This is a genomic window from Acidimicrobiales bacterium, assembly GCA_035316325.1.
Classification (GTDB): domain Bacteria; phylum Actinomycetota; class Acidimicrobiia; order Acidimicrobiales; family VFJN01; genus DASXTK01.
In genome coordinates this window covers 1-22551 of sequence record DATHJB010000124.1, presented here as the reverse complement: position 1 = coordinate 22551, position 22551 = coordinate 1, and the positions used below count along the sequence as shown (strand labels likewise).

The 22551-nt window shown below is 72.9% G+C and carries 22 protein-coding genes; 16 read left to right on the top strand and 6 right to left on the bottom strand.

Annotation, left to right across the window (positions count from 1 at the left end; translation table 11 throughout):
* Both VK611_16440 and VK611_16435 read right to left on the bottom strand, forming a co-directional pair.
* A partial coding sequence (locus tag VK611_16440; GenBank protein ID HMG42923.1) for a hypothetical protein occupies positions 1-217 on the bottom strand: 217 nt, incomplete at its 3' end.
* A 9-nt stretch (positions 218-226) separates the two neighbouring features.
* Positions 227-2608, bottom strand: coding sequence for an Hsp70 family protein (locus tag VK611_16435; protein ID HMG42922.1), 2382 nt, complete (start codon positions 2606-2608; stop codon positions 227-229).
* Positions 2609-2641: 33 nt separating this feature from the next.
* Between VK611_16435 and VK611_16430 the strand changes: the two genes are divergently transcribed.
* Both VK611_16430 and VK611_16425 read left to right on the top strand, forming a co-directional pair.
* A complete protein-coding gene (locus VK611_16430) occupies positions 2642-4267 on the top strand; it encodes a gamma-glutamyltransferase (protein ID HMG42921.1) in 1626 nt (541 codons plus the stop codon).
* Positions 4268-4273: 6 nt separating this feature from the next.
* A complete protein-coding gene (locus VK611_16425) occupies positions 4274-6778 on the top strand; it encodes an HAD-IC family P-type ATPase (GenBank protein HMG42920.1) in 2505 nt (834 codons plus the stop codon).
* Here VK611_16425 and VK611_16420 read toward each other — a convergent pair.
* Positions 6762-7592 carry a crotonase/enoyl-CoA hydratase family protein gene (locus VK611_16420; protein ID HMG42919.1) on the bottom strand — a complete coding sequence of 277 codons (831 nt, stop codon included), beginning with the start codon at positions 7590-7592 and terminating at the stop codon, positions 6762-6764. The two genes, VK611_16425 and VK611_16420, sit on opposite strands and share 17 nt — an antisense overlap.
* An 85-nt stretch (positions 7593-7677) precedes the next feature.
* Here VK611_16420 and VK611_16415 point away from each other — a divergent pair, with 85 nt between their 5' ends.
* The 7 genes from VK611_16415 (at position 7678) to VK611_16385 (ending at position 15085) form a co-directional block, all read left to right on the top strand.
* The gene (locus tag VK611_16415; protein ID HMG42918.1) at positions 7678-8340 is read left to right on the top strand and encodes a class I SAM-dependent methyltransferase; all 663 of its coding nucleotides are present in this window, start codon (positions 7678-7680) and stop codon (positions 8338-8340) included.
* A 200-nt stretch (positions 8341-8540) separates the two neighbouring features.
* A complete protein-coding gene (locus VK611_16410) occupies positions 8541-10250 on the top strand; it encodes an ABC transporter substrate-binding protein (protein HMG42917.1) in 1710 nt (569 codons plus the stop codon).
* 89 nt (positions 10251-10339) lie between these two features.
* A complete protein-coding gene (locus VK611_16405; protein HMG42916.1) occupies positions 10340-11320 on the top strand; it encodes an ABC transporter permease in 981 nt (326 codons plus the stop codon).
* Positions 11321-11326: 6 nt separating this feature from the next.
* Entirely contained in the window at positions 11327-12253 is a 927-nt protein-coding gene (locus VK611_16400; GenBank protein ID HMG42915.1) for an ABC transporter permease, read from the top strand.
* Complete coding sequence (locus VK611_16395) at positions 12250-13434, top strand: ABC transporter ATP-binding protein (GenBank protein HMG42914.1); 1185 nt, start codon at positions 12250-12252, stop codon at positions 13432-13434. The genes VK611_16400 and VK611_16395 overlap by 4 nt, the downstream gene beginning before the upstream one ends.
* Positions 13434-14474, top strand: a complete 1041-nt coding sequence (locus VK611_16390) for an oligopeptide/dipeptide ABC transporter ATP-binding protein (protein HMG42913.1) — start codon at positions 13434-13436, stop codon at positions 14472-14474. Before VK611_16395 ends, VK611_16390 begins: the two co-directional genes overlap by 1 nt.
* A gap of 35 nt (positions 14475-14509) precedes the next feature.
* A complete protein-coding gene (locus VK611_16385) occupies positions 14510-15085 on the top strand; it encodes a TetR/AcrR family transcriptional regulator (GenBank protein ID HMG42912.1) in 576 nt (191 codons plus the stop codon).
* A 26-nt stretch (positions 15086-15111) separates the two neighbouring features.
* Here VK611_16385 and VK611_16380 read toward each other — a convergent pair whose 3' ends face one another.
* Positions 15112-15747 (bottom strand): TIGR03085 family metal-binding protein, encoded by a 636-nt coding sequence (locus tag VK611_16380; protein HMG42911.1) that lies wholly within the window; start codon positions 15745-15747, stop codon positions 15112-15114.
* Positions 15748-15766: 19 nt separating this feature from the next.
* Between VK611_16380 and VK611_16375 the strand changes: the two genes are divergently transcribed.
* Complete coding sequence (locus tag VK611_16375) at positions 15767-16234, top strand: peptidylprolyl isomerase (GenBank protein HMG42910.1); 468 nt, start codon at positions 15767-15769, stop codon at positions 16232-16234.
* A gap of 33 nt (positions 16235-16267) precedes the next feature.
* On the opposite strand, the gene VK611_16370 is transcribed toward VK611_16375, so the two are convergent.
* Both VK611_16370 and VK611_16365 read right to left on the bottom strand, forming a co-directional pair.
* On the bottom strand, positions 16268-16831 hold the full coding sequence (locus tag VK611_16370) for an anthrone oxygenase family protein (GenBank protein ID HMG42909.1): 564 nt from the start codon (positions 16829-16831) through the stop codon (positions 16268-16270).
* Positions 16828-17682, bottom strand: a complete 855-nt coding sequence (locus VK611_16365; protein ID HMG42908.1) for an NAD(P)H-binding protein — start codon at positions 17680-17682, stop codon at positions 16828-16830. The genes VK611_16370 and VK611_16365 overlap by 4 nt, the downstream gene beginning before the upstream one ends.
* A 76-nt stretch (positions 17683-17758) precedes the next feature.
* Between VK611_16365 and VK611_16360 the strand changes: the two genes are divergently transcribed.
* The 6 genes from VK611_16360 (at position 17759) to VK611_16335 (ending at position 22385) form a co-directional block, all read left to right on the top strand.
* Positions 17759-18673 (top strand): LysR family transcriptional regulator, encoded by a 915-nt coding sequence (locus tag VK611_16360; GenBank protein ID HMG42907.1) that lies wholly within the window; start codon positions 17759-17761, stop codon positions 18671-18673.
* A 67-nt stretch (positions 18674-18740) separates the two neighbouring features.
* Complete coding sequence (locus VK611_16355) at positions 18741-20357, top strand: AMP-binding protein (protein ID HMG42906.1); 1617 nt, start codon at positions 18741-18743, stop codon at positions 20355-20357.
* A 26-nt stretch (positions 20358-20383) separates the two neighbouring features.
* Positions 20384-20704: a hypothetical protein gene (locus tag VK611_16350; GenBank protein ID HMG42905.1), complete on the top strand. Its 321-nt coding sequence runs from the start codon at positions 20384-20386 to the stop codon at positions 20702-20704.
* 42 nt (positions 20705-20746) lie between these two features.
* On the top strand, positions 20747-21292 hold the full coding sequence (locus tag VK611_16345) for a disulfide bond formation protein B (GenBank protein ID HMG42904.1): 546 nt from the start codon (positions 20747-20749) through the stop codon (positions 21290-21292).
* Positions 21289-21906 carry a TlpA disulfide reductase family protein gene (locus VK611_16340; GenBank protein ID HMG42903.1) on the top strand — a complete coding sequence of 206 codons (618 nt, stop codon included), beginning with the start codon at positions 21289-21291 and terminating at the stop codon, positions 21904-21906. Before VK611_16345 ends, VK611_16340 begins: the two co-directional genes overlap by 4 nt.
* Entirely contained in the window at positions 21903-22385 is a 483-nt protein-coding gene (locus VK611_16335; GenBank protein HMG42902.1) for a copper chaperone PCu(A)C, read from the top strand. The genes VK611_16340 and VK611_16335 overlap by 4 nt, the downstream gene beginning before the upstream one ends.
* The last annotated feature ends 166 nt before the right edge of the window (positions 22386-22551 follow it).

Below are 22551 nucleotides of genomic sequence, written 5' to 3'. Positions count from 1 at the left end.
AGACGCCGTGGCGATCGGGCTCGCCGGCGCGGCGGGCGTCGTCGTCGCTGATGTCGGCGGCCGGGAGCTGCCGCAGGTCGTCGACCACCAGCTCGATGTCCCTGCGGGGGATCTTGTAGCTGCCGCCGACCTTCACCTGCGGCCGCGCCCAGTGGCGGAACGTGACGGTGATCGTCCCGTCGACCAGGCCTTCGTACGCGTCGGCGGTGAACAGCACCCCGGAAACCTACGAGACGTCGACCCGGGCGACGGTGTCGTCGCCGCTGAGCGTCACCCACATCCGGTCGGGGCTGACGGCCAGGCCGAGCGGGGCGCTGCCGACGTCGACGCGGTCGAGGACCTCCGCCGACTCGCCGTCGACCAGGACGAGGGTGCCCTCGGCCCGCGAGATGGCCCAGATGCGGTCGCCGTCGACGGCCAGCCCGGTGGGCTCGGCGCCCACCTCCACGTCGTCGACGACCGTGGGCGTGGCCGTGGCGGGGTCGATGCGGCTGACGGTGCTGCCGCCCCGGATGGTCACCCAGATGCCGGAGGGCGCCGCCACGACCGCGTCGGGCTGCTCGCCCACGTCGACGCTGGCGTCGGCGGCGGCGTCGGTGGCGGGGTCGACGGCGATCACCCGGTTCCCGGAGACGCTGGCCCACACCCTCCCGTCGTCGGCGACGGCCACGCCGGCCACGTTGCCCAGACCATCCCGGACCACGGTGGCGGTCTCGGTGGCCGGGTCGATCCGCACGAGGCTGCCGCTGGCGGTGCCGACCCAGATCTGGCCGGCACCGACGGCCAGCACGCCGGGCTGCTCGGGGACGGAGATGGTGGCCTGGACCTCGCCGGTGTCGGGGTCGAGCCGGGCGACCGCGGCGGCGCGCCTCTGGGTGACCCACAGCGACCCGTCGGCGACGACGATCGCCAGCGGCTCGCCGTCCAGCGGGAAGCTCTCCTGGACGGCGCCGGCGGCGAGGTCGAGCCGATCGACGGTGCTGCCGCCGGTCGTCGCCACGTACACGTCGTCGCCGTCGACGGCGACACCGTCGGGAAACGCCCCCACCGGGGTCGTCCCGGCCAGGGTCAGCTCGGGGACGCCGCCCCCGGTGTCCACGGTGTTGCCGTTGTCGTCGTCGTTGCCGTTGGGGTCGTCGCTGGGGCGGAGGGCGACGAAGGCGGCGACTGCGACCACGGCGACCGCCGCCACGCCGGCGACGAGCTGCCACGCCCGTCCCCCACCGCGCTGCGCCGGCCGGGGCCGCCCGACCGGCGGCGGCTCCGGGACGTACTCCGCGGTGGTCGCCGCGACCGGCGTCTCCTCGGTCTCCTCCGGCTCGGGCACCACCGGGGCGGGCGGCGGGGGCGGCACCGGGGCCGGGGGCGGTGCTGCGATCGGGGCCGGAGCAGGAGCCGGGGCCGGTGGAGTCGGCGCGACGACGGGCGCGACCGGAGCCGGTGTCGGAGCGGGCGGCGGCGACGCCGGCACCGCGGCGGGCACCGGTGGGGCGAGCGAGGGCGCCAGGGCACCGGCCGTCGACAGCGCCGCGCCCAGGGCGACCGCGTGCTTGGGGTGGGCGTCGACGAAGAACGGGCGGCCCAGCGCCTCGGTCACCATCTGGGCCACCAGCGGGATCCGGGAGGAGCCGCCCACCAGCAGCACCCGGTCGATCTCGCCCGCCGACAGGCCGGTCGACGTGATGGCCCGCCGCAGGGCGCCCACCGTGTCCTCCAGCACCGGCCGCATCATCGACTCCAGCTCGCCCCGGGTGAGCCGCACCTCGGTGTGGATGTTGGGCAGCAGCACCGGGATCGACACCTGGGTGTCGGCCGACAGCGCCTCCTTGGCCTCCGTGCAGTCGATGCGCAGCCGGGCCAGCGCCCGGGTCACGGCGGGGTCCTCGTCGTCGAGCGCCATCACCACCTCGCCCAGCGTGCCCCGCACGTGGGCGAAGATCGCCTCGTCGACGTCGATGCCGCCCAGCCGCTCGATCCCCTCGGGCGATCCCAGCAGCTCGAAGCCGGTGGCCGTCTTGCGCAGGACGGCGGCGTCGAAGGTGCCGCCGCCCATGTCGTAGACGGCGACGACCTCGCCCACCGGCACCCGCTCGGTGGAGGCGTACGACACCGCCGCCGCCTCGGGCTCGGTCAGCGTGACGACGCCGTCGCGCCCGTCGCCGCCGCCGTCCACGTCGACCATGTCGGCCAGCTCGGCGATCCGGATCGCCTGCGTGAGCCGTTCCTGCTTGAAGGCGCCCCAGTTGGCCGGGTAGGTGAGCGCGATGCGGTCGGGCTGCTCGCCCCGCTGCTCGATGGCGGTCACCGCGATCCAGCGCAGCAGCCGGGCGGTCAGCGCCTCGGCGGAGAAGGGGCTGCCGCCGACGATGAGCGGCACGCTGTCGCCGATCCGCCGCTTGAACTCCCGGCACAGGCGGTCGGGTTGGGTCGCACCCCGGCGCAGGGCGGCGTCGCCCACCAGCACGTCGCCCGACTCGGTGACGAACACGGCCGACGGCACGATCGTCGCCCGCTGCCCCAGCGACACCATCTCGGTGACCCGGTCGGTGTGCACGGCCGCGGCCGAATAGGTGGTCCCGAGGTCGATGCCGAGTCCGTAGCCGCCCACGGCCCGTGACAGTACTTCTGTACGCTGCCGCCCATGGCGGGCGACCCCTCAGACGCGACGTCGGTGCACGCACCGGCCGGAATGGTGGCCACGGCCGACCAGCTCGCCTCGTCGGCCGGGCTGGGCGTGCTCCGCGACGGCGGCACGGCGGTCGACGCCGCGGTCGCCGCGGCCGCGGTGCTGGCCGTGACCAGCCCCCACATGTGCGGCATGGGCGGCGACCTCTTCGCCCTCGTGCACCAGCCGGGCGAACCGGTGGCCGCCCTGTGCGCCGCGGGCCGGGCCGGTTCGGGGGCCGACGCCCTCCAGCTCCGGGTCGAGGGCTTCGACCACATGCCCCCCGAGGGCGACATCCGGGTGGTGACCGTGCCCGGCTGCGTCGACGGCTGGCTGGAGCTCCACCGCCGCTACGGCCGCCTGCCGCTGGGACAGGTGCTGGAGCCCGCCATCACCTACGCCGCCGCCGGGTTCCCCGCCTCTCCCCTGCTGGCCGCCACGGCGCCCGGCATCGTCCACCTGCGCGGCGCGCACGACTTCCGCGAGCCCGCCATGGCCACCGGGGGCCGCCTCCAGCCGGGCACGATGATCCGTCGCCCGGGCGTCGCCGCCAACCTCGGGGCGATCATCACCTCGGGCCGCAGCGGCTTCTACCAGGGCGCTTTCGGTGAGGGGCTGCTGCAGCTCGGCAACGGCCTGTTCAAGCGGGGCGATCTGGCCCGGGTGCAGGCCGAGTGGGTGGAGCCGGTGCAGGCGCACGCCTGGGGGCACGACCTGTGGGCGACGCCGCCGCCGTCGCAGGCCTACCTCACCCTGGCGGCCGCCGCGGTGGCCAGCGAGATCGGCCTCCCCGACGACCCCGACGACCCGGCGTGGGCACACCGCCTCGGCGAGGCCGCCCGCCTGGTGGGCCTCGACCGCCGCGACGTGCTCTACGAGGGCGCCGACGGTCCCGCGCTGCTGGCCCGCGACCGCCTGAACCTGCGCTGGGCGGCGTTCGACGAGGACAAGCGCTCCGTCTTCCAGCCCGAGCCTGCGCCGTGGCGCACCATGAAGCCCGAACCCTCCGCCGACGACACCACCGCCCTCTGCGTGGTCGACCGCGAGCGGATGGCGGTGTCGCTCATCCAGTCGAACGCCGGCGGGTGGGGCGCCCACATCATCGAGCCGAACACCGGCGAGTTCCTCCACAACCGGGGCATCGGCTTCTCGCTGGAGGCCGGCCACCCCGCCGAGTACGCACCCGGCCGGCGGCCGCCCCACACCCTGGCGCCCGCGCTGGTCACCACCCCCGACGGCGCCACCAAGGCCGTGCTGGCCACGATGGGCGGCGACACCCAGCCGCAGATCCTCCTGCAGCTGCTGGCCCGGGTGCTCGCCGGGGGCGCCAGCGCCGGCGCGGCCATGGACGCACCCCGCTGGATGCTGGGCGACGGCCGCTTCGGCACCTGGAGCGGCGACGGACCCGACGGCGTGACGCTCGAGGAGCGGGCCGCGCCGCTGTGGCAGGAGGGCCTCGAAGCCCGCGGCCACCGGGTCGCCGTCGCCGGGACCACCCCCGATCACCGCTTCGGTCATGCCCACCTGGTGGTGCTCGACGACGGCATGCTCGAGGGGGCGGCCGACCCCCGTGCTCTCATCGGCGCCGCCGCGGGGTACTGAGACCCGGTGCCCACGAGCGACCCCGAGGTGTCCCCCACCGAGGTCGAGGAGTTGCCGGAAGGCCTCAGCGAGTCCGAGGCCGCCGACCGGGCCGCCCGCGGGCTCACCAACGAGGCGCCCGCCGAGTCGAGCCGGTCGCTGGCGGCGATCGTCCGGGCCAACGTCTTCACCCGGTTCAACGCCATCCTCGGCGCGCTGCTGGTGGTCATCCTCACGATCGGCCCGATCCAGGACGCCCTGTTCGGCATCGTGCTGGTGGTCAACGCCGGCATCGGCATCGCCCAGGAGCTGCGGGCCAAGCGCACCCTCGACCGCCTGCAGCTGCTCAGCGCCCCCAACGCCACCGTGGTCCGCGGCGGCGAGCGCCGGGAGCTGGCGGTCGACGAGATCGTGCTGGGCGACGTCGTCGAGCTGACCCCGGGATCGCAGGTGGTGGCCGACGGCCAGGTGCTCGCCGCCGACGCCCTGGAGGTCGACGAGTCGCTGCTCACCGGCGAGTCGGTGCCCGAGGCGAAGGGCGAGGGCGACGACGTGATGTCGGGCTCGTTCGTCACCGCCGGGCGCGGCTGGTACCGGGCCGACAAGGTGGGCGCCGAGGCCTACGCCAACCACCTGGCGTCCGAGGCCCGCCAGTTCTCGCTGGTGCGCTCCGAGCTGCGGCAGGGCACCGACCAGATCCTGCGCTGGGTGACGTGGCTGATCCTGCCGACCGCGGCGCTGCTGATCTTCAGCCAGCTGCGCTCCGACGAGTCGCTCAACTCGGCGATCCGGGGGTCGGTGGCGGGCATCGGCTCGATGATCCCCGAGGGCCTGGTGCTGCTGACCAGCGTGGCGTTCGCGGCGTCGGTCATCCGGTTGGGCCAGCGCAAGGTGCTGGTGCAGGAGCTGGCGGCGATCGAGGTGCTGGCCCGGGTCGACGTGGTGTGCATCGACAAGACCGGCACGATCACCGAGCCCGTGCTGGAGGTGGTCGACACCGAGCTGCTGGCGCCGTCGGTGCGGCCGGACCAGGTGGAGGCCGCGCTGGGGGCGCTGGCGTGGGCCGACCCCGAGCCGAACGCCAGCATGTCGGCGCTGGCGACCCGCTTCCCGTCGCCGTCGCCGGGGTGGGCGGCCACGTGGCGGGTGGCGTTCTCGTCGGCCCGGCGGTTCTCGGGCACGGGGTTCGGCAGCGACGGCGACTGGGTGCTGGGGGCGCCCGACGGACTGCTGTCGGCGGCGGTGGCGTCCGACGTGGCCGCCAAGGCCGCCGACCTGGTGGACGACCACTCCCGCAAGGGCCAGCGGGTGCTGCTGCTCGTCCGGGTCAACGGGGACCCCTCGTCGTCGTCCGGGTCCGGTGGGTCGTCCGGGTCCGGTGGGTCGGGCGGACCGGTGGGACCGCCGCCCAACGAGCCGGTGGCGCTGGTGGTGCTGGAGGAGCGGGTCCGCCCGGACGCGGCGCAGACGCTGGCGTTCTTCGGCGACCAGGGCGTGGCGGTGAAGGTGATCTCGGGCGACGACCCCCGCACGGTCGGCGCCGTCGCCGGGCGGGTGGGCGTCCCCGGCTCCGACCACCCGGTCGACGCCCGCCAGCTCCCCGACGACGTCGAGGAGCTCGCCGACGTGCTCGAGGGGACGTCGGTGTTCGGGCGGGTGGCGCCGCACCAGAAGCAGGCGATGGTGCGGGCGCTGCAGTCGCGGGGCCACACGGTGGCGATGACCGGCGACGGCGTGAACGACGTGCTGGCCCTCAAGGAGGCCGACCTGGGGCTGGCCATGGGGTCGGGCTCGGCGGCGAGCAGAGCAGTTGCCCCGGTGGTGCTCCTCGACTCGTCGTTCGCCGCGCTGCCGCCGATGCTGGCCGAGGGGCGGCAGGTGATCGCCAACGTCGAGCGGGTGGCGAACCTGTTCCTCACCAAGACCGTGTACGCCACCCTCCTGGCGCTGGCGGTCGGTGTCGCCGGCCTGCCGTTCCCGTTCCTGCCCCGGCACTTCACGATCATCAGCTCGCTGACCATCGGCATCCCGGCGTTCTTCCTGGCGCTGGCCCCCAACGACCAGCGCTACAACCCCGGTTTCGTGGGGCGGGTGCTGCGCTTCGCCGTGCCCGCGGGGGCCGTGGCCGCGGCGGCGACCCTGGGGGCCTACGCCCTGGCCCGGGACACCGCGAGCGTCAGCCGGGCCGAGTCGCGCACGGTGGCGACCATCACGCTGTTCCTGGTCACCCTGTGGGTGCTGGCGATGCTGGCCAAGCCGCGGCACTCACCGTGGCGGGCGAGCCTGGTGCTGGCGATGGGCGGAGCGTTCGTGGTCGTGCTGGCGGTGCCGTGGCTGCGCGACTTCTTCGCCCTCGACCTGCCGTCCGCCGCCATGGTCGGCGCCTCGGTCGGCATCGGTGCGATGGCCGGCGTCGCCCTCGAGCTCGGCTGGCAGACCGCCGGCTGGGCCCGTCACGTGCTCCCCAAGCACCTCCCCCACCACGACGACGACGAGGACGGGGACGGCGACCGGGCTAGCCCGGATCCGTGAAGACGCCCGGGCGCTTCTCGAAGAAGGCGTTGACGGCCTCGACCTGGTTGGGGCGACCGATGAGGGCGCCGATCTCCTGACGCTCGGCGGCGTACTGGTCGGCCAGCGACACCCGCCCCGACTGGTCGAACAGGCGCTTCGCGCCCCGTATGGCGTCCGGGCTCTTGGCGGCGATCTCGGCGGCCAGGGCCAGAGCGGCGGCCCGGGGGTCGTCGGACAGCCGCGTGGCCAGACCGAGCTCGTGGGCCTCGACCCCGGAGATCTGGCGTCCGGTCCACGTCAGCTCCTTGGCGACGTCGCTCCCGACGAGGCGGGGCAGGGTCGCCGTGATCGTCATGTCGGGCGTCAGGCCCCAGCGGATCTCCAGCACCGACAGCTTCGCCTCCGGGTGGACGATGCGCAGGTCGGCGCCGAGAGCGATCTGGAGCCCGCCGCCGAGGCAGTGGCCCGACACGGCGGCGATCACCGGCGCCGGCACCTCCGACCACACGTGGGCCACCTGCTGGCCCAGGTGGGTGATGCGGCCGTCGGTCGAGGCGATGGCGGCGAGGCCGTTGCCCGACGAGGCGTCACCCGTCGCCTCGTTGCCGGCCACCGCCATAGCCATGAACGACGAGAAGTCGAGCCCGGCGCAGAACGCCCGCCCCTCCCCCGACAGCACCACGGCCCGCACCGCGGCGTCGCCGGCCACCCGGGCGCCGGCCTCGGCGATGGCGGCGAACATCTCGAGGTCGAGGGCGTTGAGCTTGTCGGGCCGGTTGAGCCGCACGTCGGCCACCCCGTCGACCACGCTGACGGTCACACGATCGGACATGCCCAGAACCTACGGGAGGTTGAAGGCGGTCAGCGATCCGTCGCCGGCACGGCGGCTCCGCGGCAATCGGTAGCGTTCCCGGGCGATGACCGACGTCCGCACCCTCACCGTCACCGACGAGCTCCAGCGCTACGCCGTGGCGCACGGCTCCTACCCCGTCGACGCCGTCTTCCGAGACCTCCGCAAGGCGACCGACAAGCTCGGCCCCGTGGCGGGGATGCAGGTCGGACCGGACGAGGGGCAGCTGCTCACGTTCCTGGTCGGCCTGATCGGGGCCCGCAACGCCGTGGAGGTCGGCACGTTCACCGGCTACTCCAGCCTGTGCATCGCCCGGGCGCTGCCGGCCGACGGGAAGCTGATCTGCTGCGACATCAGCGACGAGTGGACCAAGATCGGCCGCCGGGCCTGGGAGCGGGCCCGCGTCGCCGACCGCATCGACCTCCGCCTCGGCCCCGGCCTCGACACGCTCCGGGAGCTGCCGAAGGACGAGCACCTCGACTTCGTGTTCATCGATGCCGACAAGGGCGGCTACGTGTCGTACTGGGAGCAGCTGGTGCCGCGGGTGCGCCCGGGCGGGCTGCTGCTGGCGGACAACACCCTGTGGTCGGGGCGCATCGTCGACGAGGCGTCGGACGACCCGAACGTGCAGGCGCTGCAGGCGTTCAACGACCTGGTGACCCACGACGAGCGGGTCGACGCGGTGGTTCTCCCGGCTTTCGACGGCCTCACGCTGACCCGCAAGCGGTGACCGTGTGAGCTACGCGTGAGGTAGCGCCGTTAACCCGAATTGATGCGACTGCTCCCCGGGTGGCCTGCCACAACGCGCGCTATCCGGCCCGGGAACGCATAGTCCCTGGCAGGCCCACACGTAGTTGACAATTGTCCAAGAGGCTCGTACGTTCGCAATCCGCTGGTCACATGTGACGGGTGTCACGAGAGGGGACGAAGGTGGGACGACGCAAGAGGAATCCGAGCGGTACCACGTCGCGCTGGACGATTCGCGCCGCGCTGGTACTGGTCTTCGCGCTCGTCGCCGTCGCGTGCGGCGGTGGGGGGAGCAGCTCAGAGTCGGACGGTGGCGGTGGCACCGACGAGGACGCCGGCCCGCCCCAGATGGGCGGCAAGGTCGTCTACGGCCTCGAGGCCGAGACCACCGACGGCTGGTGCCTCCCCGAGGGCCAGCTCGCCATCTCCGGCATCCAGGTGGCCCGGTCGATCTACGACACGCTCACCACGGTCAACGACGAGGGTGAGGCCGTGCCGTTCCTCGCCCAGTCGGTCGAGCCGAACGACGACTACACCGAGTGGACGATCGAGCTGCGCGAGGGCATCAAGTTCCACGACGGCTCCGACCTCGACGCGGAGGTGGTCAAGAACAACCTCGACGCCTACCGCGGCAAGTACACCGGCCGGAACTCGGTGCTGTTCCTCTTCGTGCTGCAGGACATCGCGGACGTCACCGTCGAGGGCCCGCTCACGGTGAAGGTCACGACGTCGCGCCCCTGGGTGGCGTTCGACTCGTTCCTCTTCTCCAGCGGCCGCATGGGGATGGTCGCCCAGGCCCAACTCGACAGCGACGCCTGCGGCCGTGAGCTCGTCGGCACCGGGCCGTTCAAGCTGGTCGACTGGCGGGTCAACTCGTCGATGAAGCTCGAGCGCAACCCCGACTACTGGCGCACCGACGCCGACGGCAACCAGCTGCCCTACCTCGACGAGCTCGAGTACCAGCCGACGCCCGAGGCCACGCAGCTGCAGAACGGCCTCGACGCCGGCAGCGTCGACGCCTTCCACGTGTCGAGCAACACCAACGCCCTGATCATCGAGGACCTGCGCGAGCAGGCCGACTCGGGCGACATCAGCATGACCGAGTCGGGCGACTTCGCCGAGGCCGGCTTCCTGATGCTCAACGTCACCAAGCCGCCGTTCGACAACCCGATCGCCCGCGAGGCGGCCGCGATCGCAGTCGACCGCGAGGAGCAGAACAACGTCCTCAACAACGGCATCCCCGAGCTCGCCAACGGACCCTTCGCCGAAGGTGCGCTCGGCTACACCGAGGACAGCGGCTACCCCGAGTACGACCCCGACCGGGCCAAGGACCTCGTGACCCAGTACGAGGAGGAGACCGGCGAGCAGCTCGAGTTCACGATCTCGGCCGTGCAGGACACCGCGGTGCTCCAGGCGGTCGAGTTCGCCAAGCAGTACTACGAGGACGCCGGCATGACCGTCAGCGTGACCTCGGTGGAGCAGTCGGCGCTGATCACCACGGCGATCGAGAAGAACTACCAGGGGATCACCTGGCGCAACTACCCGGGCCAGGACCCGGACAACCTGTACGTGTGGTGGTACGGCGCCGGTAACCCCGTGAACTTCATGGGCTTCGACGACCCCGAGGTCAACGAGCTGCTCGACCAGGGCCGCACCACCACCGACGCCGCCGAGCGCCAGCAGATCTACGAGGACCTCAACAAGGAGCTCAACAAGGAGTTCTACCAACTGTGGGCGAGCTGGACGATCTGGGCGGTGCCCGCGGCCAGCGACGTGCACGGCATGGTCGGCGCCCGTCCCGTCGGTGAGGACGGCGTGAGCACCGACGGGTCCAGCGACTACCCGGGTCTCGCCCTCGGCGTCGACCCGGCCCTCATCTGGAGGGAGCAGTAGTGCGCACGACCGGCGGCCCGGCCCCCTCGCGGGGTCGGGCCTGCCGGCCCTGCGGGCCCGTCGACGGCACGAGCGGGCAGGAGGGGTAGATGAACCTCGCCCGCGAACTGGGGAAGCGGGTCCTCGCCCTGGCGGTGGTGCTCTTCCTGGTCACGCTGTTCACCTCGTTCCTGCTCACGCTGGTGCCCGGCGACCCGGTCGACACGCTGGTCCCGGTCCCCGACGAGAACGAGATCATCCTCGAGCGCAAGGCCCAGATCCGCGAGCGCCTCAACCTCGACGAGCCCTTCCCGATCCAGTACGCCGCGTGGCTGGGTGACTTCGTGACCGGCGACATGGGCAGCTACTACCGCGTCACCGACGAGGACCCGGTCTTCGACCGCGCCAAGGAGGCGCTGCCGGTCTCGCTGCAGCTGGTGCTCTACTCGCAGATCCTCGCCCTGGTGATCGCCGTGCCCATGGGGGTGCTCACCGCCTACCGGGCCGGCACCCGCTTCGACCGGGCCACCAACGCCTCCGCGTTCGGGCTGCTGGCGTTGCCCAACTTCGTCCTGGCGCTGGTGCTCGCCTACTACGTGGGCGTCTGGCTGGGCTGGTTGCCGGTCGACGGCTACGTCAACTTCGCGGACGACCCCGGCGAGCACCTCCGGCACATGGTCCTGCCGACGGTCACCCTCGCGGCCAGCCAGATCGCCATCTACATGCGGCTGCTGCGCAGCGACATGGTCGCCACGCTCCAGGAGGACTTCATCCAGATGGCCCGCTCCAAGGGCATCTCCGACCGGCGGGTGCTGTGGCGCCACGCCCTGCGGCCCTCCAGCCTCACGGTGCTCACCGTCGCCGGCCTCAACGTCGGTGCGCTGATCGGCGGGGCCGTGGTGGTGGAGGTCATCTTCCGGTTGCCGGGCATCGGCACCGAGCTGGCCCAGGCGATCCTGCAGCGGCAGTACGTGGCCCTGCAGAGCTTCGTCGCCATCATCGCCATCGTCTACGTGCTGGTGAACTTCGCCGTCGACATCCTCTACACGGTGATCGACCCACGCATCCGTCACGCCAGGGCCGGGGGGTGACCTGACATGAGCATCGAGACGATCACGACCGACGTGGCGACCGCGCCGGCGTCCGAGCCCGTCGAGGTGTCGGGCACCCGCAAGCTGGGGCCGCTGGGCTGGGTGTGCATCTCCTGGCTGGTGGCCATCGTGGGCGCTGCCGTGCTGGCACCGATCCTGCCGCTCGACGACCCGAGCGAGAGCTTCGGGGAGATCGCCCGCCAGGGTCCCGGCGCCTCCGGGCACATCCTCGGCGGCGACAGCATCGGCCGCGACATGCTGTCGCGGGTGATCTTCGGCGCCCGGACGTCGCTGCTGATCGCCGTGGGCGCGGTGCTGCTGGGCCTGCTGGTCGGCGGCTTCTTGGGGCTGCTGGCCGGCTACGTGCGCGGCAGGGTCGACACCGTGCTGACGACGCTGTTCAACGTGTTCCTGTCGATCCCGGCGCTGGTCCTGGCGCTGTCGCTGGTGGCGGTGCTGGCCAGCCCCGACCCCGCGGGTCAGGACAGCATCTCGCACACCCGGCGGGTCGTGGTGCTGATCCTGGCGCTGGGCATCGTGACCGTCCCCATCCTGGGGCGGATCACCCGGGCCAGCACCCTGTCGTGGGCCGAGCGCGAGTTCGTGAAGGCCGCGGAGGTGTCGGGCGCGCGGCCGTCGCGCATCATCTTCCGCGAGGTGTTGCCCAACGTGCTGCCGGCGATGATGTCGATCGCCCTGCTGGGCATCGCCGTCGCCATCGTGGCCGAGGGCAGCCTGGCGCTGCTGGGCGTCGGCGTCCAGGAGGAGCCCACCTGGGGCAACATCATCGCGGGCGGCCGGCGCGAGCTGAGCAACGACGCACCCCACATCGTGTTCGTCCCGTCCGCCGCCATCTTCTTCACGGTGCTGTCCCTCAACTACCTGGGTGACGTCATCAGAGCCCGGTTCGACGTGCGGGAGGCCGTGCTGTGAGCGCCAGCTTCGATCCCGGCGGCGACGGCGAGCAGGCCAACAACGGCGTCTCCGGCGTCGCCACCCCACGGCCGAGCACCGCGCAGAGCCGCCGGCTGCTCGACGTGACCGACCTCCGCACCCAGTTCCGCACCGCCAAGGGCATGGTCAAGGCGGTCGACGGCGTGTCGCTCAGCCTCGACCGGGGCCGCACGCTGGGCATCGTGGGCGAGTCGGGGTCGGGCAAGACCGTGCTCAGCCGCTCGATCATGGGGCTGCTGCCCAAGCGCAACGTGGTCCGCGAGGGCGGGGTCGTCTACGACGGCAAGGACCTGCTCACCGCCGGTGCCAACGAGGTCCGCGACCTCTGGGGCGCCGAGATGGCGATGATCTTCCAGGACCCGATGACCTCGCTGAACCCGGTCCTGCGAATCGGCAACCAGATCACCGAGGGCATGCGCTTCCACCTCGGCATGGACAAGGGCACCGCGGAGAAGAACGCCCTCTCGCTGCTGCGCGAGGTCGGCATCCCGGAGCCCGAGCGACGCCTGCGGCAGTACCCGCACGAGCTGTCGGGCGGCATGCGGCAGCGCATCATGATCGCCATCGCCCTGGCGTGCGGCCCCAAGCTGCTGTTCGCCGACGAGCCCACCACCGCGCTCGACGTGACCGTCCAGGCGCAGATCCTCAACCTGCTCCAGAAGGAGCAGCGCGAGCGCGACATGGGCATGATCCTGGTGACCCACGACCTGGGCGTCGTCGCCGGTCGCACCGACGAGATCGCGGTGATGTACGCGGGCCAGATCGTCGAGAAGGCCGCCACGGCCACGCTGTTCCGCCACGTGCGGATGCCGTACACCGAGGCGCTGCTGAAGTCGATCCCGGCGCTCGACACGCCCAGCCACACCCGGCTGGAGGCGATCCCGGGCCGGCCGCCCGACCTGATCAACCCGCCTCCGGGTTGCCGCTTCGCACCGCGCTGCCCCTACGCGCAGGACAGGTGCCACGCCGAGCTGCCGCCGCTGGTGGAGGTCGAGCCGGGCCACGCCTTCCGCTGCTGGTACCCCGTGGGTCTCAGCCCGGAGTCGGTGGAGCAGGCGATCGCGGCGCAGGCCGAGGCCGAGGCCGCAGCCGTCGGGGCCGACGCGGGCACCGCGACGACGCCGGTGGCCGAGACCAGCACCGACGAGGGAGGGAACTGATGGCAGGCACCGGTACCGCACACCTGCGTCCCGCCGAGGACGCGCTCCTCCGGGTGGAGGACCTGGTGGTGGAGTTCCCGACCCGGGCCGGCCGCGTCCACGCGGTCTCGGGCATCTCGCTCGACATCCTGCCCGGCGAGACGCTGGGCATCGTGGGCGAGTCGGGCTGCGGCAAGTCGACCACCGGTCGGGCCATCATCCAGCTGCCCCCGCCCACGTCGGGCCGGGTGGAGTTCGAGGGCCTCGACCTGACCAAGCTGCACGGCAAGTCGCTGCGGCACCGCCGCACCCGCCTGCAGCTCATCTTCCAGGACCCGATCTCGTCGCTGAACCCCCGGCGCCGGGTGCGCGACATCCTGGCCGAGCCGTTGAAGATCTGGAAGCGGGGCACGAAGGCCGACCAGGAGAAGGTGGTCCGGGAGACGCTCGACGCCGTCGGGCTCGACCCGGACACCGCCCTGGAGCGCCGCCCCCACCAGTTCTCGGGCGGCCAGTGCCAGCGCATCTCCATCGCCCGGGCGCTGGTCACCGAGCCCAGCCTGCTGATCTGCGACGAACCCGTGTCGGCCCTCGACGTGTCGGTGCAAGCCCAGATCCTCAACCTGCTGGAGGACCTGAAGGCGCGCTACGGGCTGACCGTGGTGTTCATCGCCCACGACCTGGCCGTGGTGAAGAACGTGAGCGACCGGGTGATGGTGATGTACCTCGGCAAGGTGTGCGAGGTGGCGCCGCCGGACCGGCTGTACCAGCAGCCGGCGCACCCCTACACGGCGGCGCTGCTGCGGTCGATCCCGGTGGCCGACCCCACCGTGCGCCCCCAGGACCAGCTCCTGCTGGAGGGCGAGCTGCCGTCGCCGATCGATCCGCCGTCGGGGTGCCGCTTCCGCACCCGCTGCCCGCTGGCCCAGGAGCGCTGCGCCGCCGAGGAGCCGCAGGTCCGATCGGTCGGACCGGGTCACTACGTGGCCTGCCACTTCCCCCTGTCCTCGGGGGCCGTCGAGCCGGAGCCGGTCGAGGTGCACGCCGGGCAGCCGGCCTGAGGCGGGCCGGGCCCAGGGCGCCGGGGGGTGACAGCGTGGCCAAAGCTCGACGTGCCCGTCTCGACCCCGAAGCCCGCCGCGCCCAGCTCGTCGAGACGGCCCGGGGGCTGCTCGAGCAGCGGGGCGTCGGCACGATGTCGGTGGAGGACGTCGCCGACGCGGCCGGCGTGTCGCGCTCGCTCGTCTACGCCTACTTCGGCGACCGCGACGGCCTCGTCGCCGAGGTGTACCTGGGCGTCCTCTCGGAGCTGGAGGCGGCGCTCGCCCCGTGCATGCCGGGCGACCTGCCGGCGACGGAGGCCTGCCTGCGGAAGATCGTGGAGCGCTGCATGCGGTTCGCCTCGGAGCAGCCGGCCGCCTGGCGGCTGCTGGTCACCGACAGCGTGCGGCGCCACCCGGCGATCGTGCGGTCGCGGTCGCAGCGGGTGGCGGCGCTGGCCGTCATGGGCGACGGCGAGAGCAGCAACCACCTGGTGGCCGACGGCATCCTCGGCCTGTTGGAGGCCTCGGTCCTCCACTGGCTGGAGTACTCCGACCTGACCCCGGAGGAGGCCGCCGGCCTGCTCTCGTCGGTCCTGTGGTCGGGTCTCCGCGGCGTCGACCCGGTGTAACCCGAGTCGCCTGTGGTCGCCTCGGCTCAGATCCCCAACCGGGCGCCGTCGAGGGCTGTGCGGGCCGTGTCGTCGCCGGCGATCTCGACCTGGGCGGCGGCGCGGCGGCCGTTGAGGTAGAGGCTCAGCTCGGTGGGCGCGCCGGTCAGCGTGACCGCCGGCGTGCCCTTGTGCACGGTCTTCGTGCCGAAGCCGGGCGCCTCGACGGTGAGCCCCACGTCGCCGAGGCCCCGCACCATGAAGCGACCGGCGCCGCCCAGCAGCTTCCACAGCGCCGCGTCGAGCTCGTCGAGGCCCTCCCGTGGGCCCTGGCCGTTGGCCCGGCGGACGTCCTCGTGGTGCACGAACCACTCGTTGAGGTTGAGCGCCGTGCGCAGGCCGGGCGTGCGGTAGACGAGCGGCGGGCCGCTGCGGAGGCGGTCGACCAGGGTCTCGAGGCCCTTGCCCTTGGCCTTGCCCATGAGCTTCGCCTCCAGCCCGGCGAAGCGTCCCTTTGGTGTCAAGATCACGAGCCCACCCCGGGGGTCGCGCTCGCGCACGACGAGGTGGGCGGCGAGATCGAGCGTGGCCCAGCCCTCGCACAGGGTGGGCGCGTCCGGTCCCAGTTCGAGGAAGAGATCGCACAGCTCGTCCCGCTCCAACGCATCAAGAGGTGCTGCCATGGCCGCTAGTCTCGCCGCGATGGCTACACCTCCCCCGCACGAGATCGACGACGACGCCAGCTACCGGGTCGACATCGCGACGGACAAGGGCTCCATCGTGATGGAGCTCGATCCGAAGCTGGCCCCCAACAGCGTCAACAACTTCGTCGCGCTGGCCCGGCAGGGCTACTACGACGGGCTGACCTTCCACCGGGTGGTGCCGGACTTCGTGATCCAGGGCGGCTGTCCCGAGGGCAGCGGGCGCGGCGGGCCCGGCTACCGCTTCGCCGACGAGCCCGTGAAGGGCGACTACACGATCGGCGCCGTGGCGATGGCCAACGCCGGCCCCGACACCAACGGCTCGCAGTTCTTCATCTGCATCGACGACTGCACCCGGAAGCTCGACAAGGCCTACAACCTGTTCGGCTACGTCACCGAGGGCATCGACGTCGCCACCAACATCGGTCAGAACGACGTGATGCGGACGGTCACCGTCACCCAGCAGTAACCGTCCGCTCCGAAACCTCGACAGGAATGGTCGCTATGGCGCCATCTCTGTCGAGATTTCGGGTCTGTCGGGGCTGTCGGGTCTGTCGGCCTCGGCGGTCTCCCGTCCGTGCAGGACGAGCGACCAGCAGAGGCAGAGGAACGCCGCCGTGGTGGCGACCGTCCGGACCACGTTCCAGGCGACCCAGCGGGCCTCGTGGAAGTTGTCGCGGACGGCGGCCACGTCGATGGTGGCCGGATCGCCGGCGGCCTTGATGTCGTCGTTGAGCGGCACGTTGACGGCGATGGTGATGACGACCACCACCAGGTACAGGCCGGCGGCGACGACGAGCCACGGCAGCACCTCGCGGACGTCGTCCTTCAGGTGCAGGAGCGCCGCCGCCCCGGTGAGCAGGAGCGCACCGAAGAAGGTCGACATGAACAGCGGGTTGATGATCGCCCGGTCGATGGCCTGGAAGGCCCCGACGAAGGTGCGGTCGTCGGTCTTGTGGAGGCCCCGCATGATGGTGTGGGCGTAGAGGCCGAACACCCCGGCCACGAGGCCCATGGTGGCGGTCGCCCCGAGGAGCGTGAGCGCCTGGGCCAGTCGGAGGCTCACGATGCCACCTCCCCGCCCCAGATGCCGGTGGCGGCGGCGTCGCGGGCGTAGTCGGCGAAGTCCTTGGCCGGGCGGCCCAGGACCCGCTCGACGCCGTCGCCGACGCTGGCGTTGCGCCCGTCGAGCACGGTGGTGAACAGGTACATCAGCAGCTCCACGATGTCGGCCGGCACCTGCTCGGCGGCAAGGCCGGCGGCGAAGTCCTCGGCGGGGATCTCGGTGTAGGTGATCGGGCGGCCCGCGGCGTCGGCGATCGTACCGACGGCCTCGGCGAACGTGAGCAGCCGGGGGCCGGTGAGCTCGTAGTCCTGGCCGATGTGGCCGTCCTCGGTGAGCACGGCGGCGGCGACCTCGGCGATGTCGTCGGCGTCGGTGAAGGGCTCCCCCACGGCGCCGGCCGGGAGGGCGACGTCGCCGCCGAGCAACGGGTCGAGCAGGTAGCCCTCGCTGAAGTTCTGGGCGAACCAGCTGGCCCGCAGGACCGTCCAGTCGGCACCGGAGTCGGCGACCGCCTTCTCGCTGGCCTGGGCCTCCTCCTCGCCGCGGCCCGACAGGAGCACCAGGCGCTTCACGCCACGGGCCACCGCCACCTCGGCGAAGGCGCCCACCACCTCGGGCGCGCCGCGGGCGGCCAGGTCGGGGAAGTAGGAGACGTAGACGGCGCCCACGCCGTCGAGGGACGGGCCCCAGGTCGCACTGTCCTCCCAGTCGAACGGCACGCCGGCCGACCGGGAGCCGACGCGCACCGGCAGGTGCCGGCGGGTCAGCCGCTCGACGACCCGACGGCCGGTCTTGCCGGTGCCGCCCAGGACGAGGGTGGGGAGCTGGTCATCGGTGTCGGTTTCGCTCATGCGTCCACCATCGGCGGCGCAGGCCGGCCCGACAATGACGAGGTGCGCAACGATCGTGAACCCTAGGGTTAACGGTGTGGAGCAGCGTGAGATCGAGATCTTCCTGGTCCTGGCCGAGGAGCTGCACTTCGGGCGGGCCGCCGAGCGGCTCCACGTGTCGACCGCCCGGGTGAGCCAGACCGTCCGCAAGCTGGAGGTCCGCATCGGTGGGCAGCTCTTCGAGCGCACCAGCCGCCGGGTCGCCCTCACCCCCATCGGCCGGCGGCTCGACGACGACCTCCGGCCCGCCTACCAGCAGATCCAGGAGGGCGTCGACCGGGCCGTGGCGGCCGCCCGCGGCATCCGCGACACGCTGCGGGTCGGGTTCGTCGGCGCCTCCGCCGGCCAGTTCGTGCTGGAGGTGGCGGCCGAGTTCGAGCCGGAGCACACCGGGGTCGACGTGCAGATCCGGGAGAACCAGTTCGGCGACGGCCTCGAGCTCCTCCGGGGCAGCGAGATCGACATGCTCCTCGCCGTGCTGCCGCTCCGGGGCGCCCGGCAGGCGGGGCTCAGCAGCGGCGACGTGCTGTTCACGGAGGACCGGCTGCTCGCCGTGTCGGCCCGGCACCCCTACGCCGGGCGGGAGTCGGTGACGCTCGACGACGTGGCCCGGGCCAAGGTGCTGCGCTCGCCGCCCGCCATCCCCGACTACTGGGACGAGATGCTCGCTCCCACCCATCGCCCCGACGGGCAGCCCTACGAGCGGGGACCGACCTTCGCCACCGTGCAGGAGATGCTCGCCCTGGTGGGCGCGGGCAAGGGCAGCTACCCGGTGCCGGTCCAGGCCAGCGTGTACTACGTCCGCCCCGACGTCGCCTACGTGCCCATCAGCGACGCCGTGCCGTTCGAGTGGCGCTTCATCTGGCCGACCGCCGCCGAGACCCGGAGCGTCCGCGCCTTCGACCGCGCAGCCGCGGCCCACGCCAGGCGTCGGGATCCCGACGTTCCGTAGGCCCGCCAACCACCCACCGCAGCCCCCAAATGGTCTCGGCTCCGCGAGGCCGTTACCTTCCGAGCTCATGACGAACGTGGCCGCGCTGCACGAGCTGATCGCCGGCGCGGTGGGCGACCGTGCCTGCATCGTCCAGGCCGACCGGCGCCTCTCCTGGGCCGAGGTGACCGACCGCACCCGGCGCCTCGCGGCCGTGTTGGGCGACGCTGGCCTCGGCGTCCACGGCGACCCGCTCGACGTCGAGCCGTGGGAATCGCCCCACGACCACGTCGCCCTCTACCTCTACAACGGCAACGAGTACCTGGAGGGCATGCTCGGCGCCTGGAAGGCCCGCTGCGCCGCGGTCAACGTCAACTACCGCTACGTCGCCACCGAGCTGGCGTACGTGCTGCGCGACAGCCGGGCCGGGGCGATCGTGGTGGGCGGCACGTTCGTCGAGACGCTCGCCGAGGTGCTGCCCGACCTCCCCGACCTGCGCCTGGTGCTCCAGGTGGACGACGGGTCGGGAGCGCCGCTGCTGCCGGGGGCGGTCGACTACGAGGCGGCGCTGGCCGTGGCCACGCCGGTCGCTCCCGTGGGGCTGTCGCCGGCCGACCGCTACATCCTCTACACCGGTGGCACCACGGGGATGCCGAAGGGCGTGCTGTGGCGCCAGGACGACTTCCTGGTGGGTGCGCTGGGCATCAGCGGTCCGGCCGACGAGATCGTGGCGGCCGCGGCCCGGCGGGTGGCCTTGGCGACGCTGCCGTCGGCGCCGTTCATGCACGGCGCCGCCCACTGGAACGCCCTGTCGTCGTTGCTGGCCGGCGGCACGATCGTGCTACCCGCCGACCCCAGCCGCGTCGACCCCGCCGACATCCTCGCCACGATCGAGCGGGAGCAGGTGTCGTCGCTGCAGATCGTGGGCGACGCCTTCGCCCGGCCGCTGCTCGCCGAGCTGGCCCGGCAGCAGGCCCGGGGCGACGGCCACGGGCCCGACCTGTCGAGCCTCCGCTACGTGGTGTCCGGCGGGGCGGTCCTGTCGCGACCCGTGAAGGACCAGCTGGTGGCCGCCGTGCCGGGGCTGCGGATCGTCGACGTGCTGGGCGCGTCGGAGACCGGCCGCCAGGCGGTGGGCTCCCGGTCGACCGGCGGGTTCCAGCCGTCGGAGGGCACGGCGATCCTGTCCGAGGACCGCTCCCGGGTGCTGGCCCCCGGCGACGACGAGCTGGGCTGGCTGGCCCAGAAGGGCCACGTGCCGCTGGGCTACCTCGGCGACCCGGACAAGACGCGGGCGACGTTCCCGACCGTGGACGGCGCCCGCTACGCCGTGCCCGGCGACCGGGTGCGATGGTCGCCGGACGGCACGGTGGAGTTCTTCGGCCGCGACTCGGTGACCATCAACACCGGCGGCGAGAAGGTCTTCGCCGAGGAGGTGGAGCAGGCGCTCACCTCCCACCCGGCGGTCGAGGATGCCCTGGTGGTGGGCCGTCCCGACCCCCGTTGGGGCCAGGCGGTGGTGGCGGTCCTGTCGCTGCGGGAGGGCGTCGCCGCGCCGCCGGGCGACGACGACCTGCGTGACCACTGCCGCCGCACGATCGCCGCCTACAAGGTCCCCAAGGCCTTCTTCTGGTCGCCCACCGTCGAGCGCTCCCCCAGCGGCAAGCCCGACTACGCCTGGGCGCGCACCGTCGTCACCGCCTGACCACTCCCGGTCGCTAACCTCGTTCCGTGACCTCCCGCCGACTGCTGATCGTTGCCCTCCTGGGCCTCGTGTTGGTGGTCGGCGTCGCGCTCGGGCAGACGGGTGGCAGCGCCGACCGGCTCCCCGCCGAGGTGACCCACAGCCACGACGACTCCCGGCCGTGCGTGACGCGGCCCGAGTGCGGCGGGGCCTGGGTCTTCGGCACCGCGGCGTTGCTGCTGGTGGTCACCGTGGCCGCGCCGACCATCGGCGCTGCGGCCATCGGCACCCGGCTGACCAGCCGGCCCCAGCTGCTGCTCTCGAGGCTGGCAGCGAGCCGCCTCGAGCGGCCCCCGCAGTTCTCCTGACGTAGCCCGTTCCCCCCGTTCACTCCCGTCAGGAGGCATCCGGTGTCGCGCACCGATACCGCCATCGATTTCTTCACGTTCCTCACCCTGTTGGCCGACGTGGCCAGCGTCGGGATCATCGCCCTGGTCGTCACCCGGCACCGCGGCCGGCTCCGCGCCGAGGTGGCCGACGGCGGCCTCGGCCTCGCCTGGCTGGTCGCCGCCGTGTCGATGTCGGGCAGCCTGTGGTTCTCGGAGGTGGCCGGCTTCCTGCCCTGCCGCCTCTGCTGGATCCAGCGAGCCTGCATGTACCCCCTGGTGGTGGTGCTGGCCCTGGCCATGTTCCGCCGCTCCCCCGTCTCGGCCTGGGCCCGACGGCTCGCCTTCGCCCTCTCCGGCGTGGGCGCGGCCGTCGCCACCTACCACGTCACGCTCGAACGGTTCCCGTCCCTGGAGACGGGTGCCTGCGACCCGAAGGTGCCCTGCACCCTGGTCTGGTTCGAGCGCCTCGGCTTCGTCACCCTCCCCTACATGGCGCTCAGCGGCTTCGTGCTGATCCTCACGCTGCTGGTTGCGTCGTCCCCCTCTCGCAAGGAGACCCTCTCGTGAGCACCACGACCAAGACCCGTCGACCCCCGTCCCCCCGCAACCGCCGGTCCGGCCCACCGCCGCTCGTGGTCGCCGCCCTGCTGGCGGTCGTCGTGGCTGCCCTGCTGGCGGTCGGGGTCGCCGTCGCCGGCAGCGGTGACGACGACACGGCCACCAGCACCGGCTTCGACACCGGCACCGCGGTGGTCGAGGACCCCACGGCCGCGGCGCCGACGCTCGAGGGCGTCGACCCCAACGGTGACGCCGTCACCCTCCCCGCGTCGGGCCAGCCCACGCTCCTGGTCTTCATGGCCCACTGGTGCCCGCACTGCCAGCGGGAGATCCCGCAGCTGCAGGAGTGGATCGACGGCGGGCAGCTCCCGGAGGACGTCCAGGTAGCCGGCGTCGCCACCGCCATGAGCCCCGACCGGCCCAACTACCCGACCTCCGCCTGGCTCGACCGGGAGGGCTGGACGCCGCCGACGATCGCCGACGCCGACGGCGCCGCGGCCGAGGCCTACGGCGTCGACGCCTTCCCGTACTTCGTCGCGATCGATGCCGAGGGCACCGTCGTCGCCCGCTCCTCAGGTGAGCTCACCCTCGACCAGGTGACCGAGATGATGGACGCCGCGTGAGGCGCCGGGCGGGCATCGGCGCGGCGATCGTGGCGGCCGTCGCCGTGGTCGTCGCCGGCGGCGCAGCCTTGGCGCTGCGTGACGACCACCCGGGGCCCGAGGGGGTGGAGGTGAGCGAGGCGTGGGCGGCGCCCAGCACCACGGCGCTGGCCGTCTACCTGGGCATCGACAACGGCGGCGCCGACGACCGGCTGGTCGCGGCGTCGTCCGACGTCGCCGGCTCGGTGTCGCTCATGGGGAGCGGCACCGGGCTGGGCCACTCGTCGGCGGACGGTGCCGTGCCGGTCGACCTGCCGATCCCCACCGGCACCACCGAGCTCCTCCCCGGCGAGAGCCACCTCATGTTCGAGGGCCTCGACCACCCCTTGGAGGCCGGCGACCGGTTCGCCCTGGAGCTCACGTTCGAGCGGGCCGGCACCGTCGACGTGGAGGTCGAGGTCCTCACCTGGGACGACGTCGCCGGGCGAGCCGACGGCTGACCACCCTCAACGAACCAGCAGCGGCCGGAGCGTGCGGTGGGCCACCTCGAGGCCCGCGTGCACGAGCGACTCGCTGCCGCCCCACACCGGGTCCTCGTGCTCCACCGAGAGCACGCCCTCGAAGCCGCCCTCGTACATGGCGTCGACCAGCCGCACCCAGCCGCCC

What these genes read in the sequence shown, in the direction of transcription:
- VK611_16430 (HMG42921.1), top strand. Translation starts at nt 2,642, where the DNA reads ATGGCGGGCGACCCCTCAGACGCGACGTCGGTGCACGCACCGGCCGGA.
- VK611_16420 (HMG42919.1), bottom strand. Translation starts at nt 7,592, where the DNA reads ATGTCCGATCGTGTGACCGTCAGCGTGGTCGACGGGGTGGCCGACGTG.
- VK611_16415 (HMG42918.1), top strand. Translation starts at nt 7,678, where the DNA reads ATGACCGACGTCCGCACCCTCACCGTCACCGACGAGCTCCAGCGCTAC.
- VK611_16405 (HMG42916.1), top strand. Translation starts at nt 10,340, where the DNA reads ATGAACCTCGCCCGCGAACTGGGGAAGCGGGTCCTCGCCCTGGCGGTG.
- VK611_16400 (HMG42915.1), top strand. Translation starts at nt 11,327, where the DNA reads ATGAGCATCGAGACGATCACGACCGACGTGGCGACCGCGCCGGCGTCC.
- VK611_16390 (HMG42913.1), top strand. Translation starts at nt 13,434, where the DNA reads ATGGCAGGCACCGGTACCGCACACCTGCGTCCCGCCGAGGACGCGCTC.
- VK611_16380 (HMG42911.1), bottom strand. Translation starts at nt 15,747, where the DNA reads ATGGCAGCACCTCTTGATGCGTTGGAGCGGGACGAGCTGTGCGATCTC.
- VK611_16375 (HMG42910.1), top strand. Translation starts at nt 15,767, where the DNA reads ATGGCTACACCTCCCCCGCACGAGATCGACGACGACGCCAGCTACCGG.
- VK611_16365 (HMG42908.1), bottom strand. Translation starts at nt 17,682, where the DNA reads ATGAGCGAAACCGACACCGATGACCAGCTCCCCACCCTCGTCCTGGGC.
- VK611_16355 (HMG42906.1), top strand. Translation starts at nt 18,741, where the DNA reads ATGACGAACGTGGCCGCGCTGCACGAGCTGATCGCCGGCGCGGTGGGC.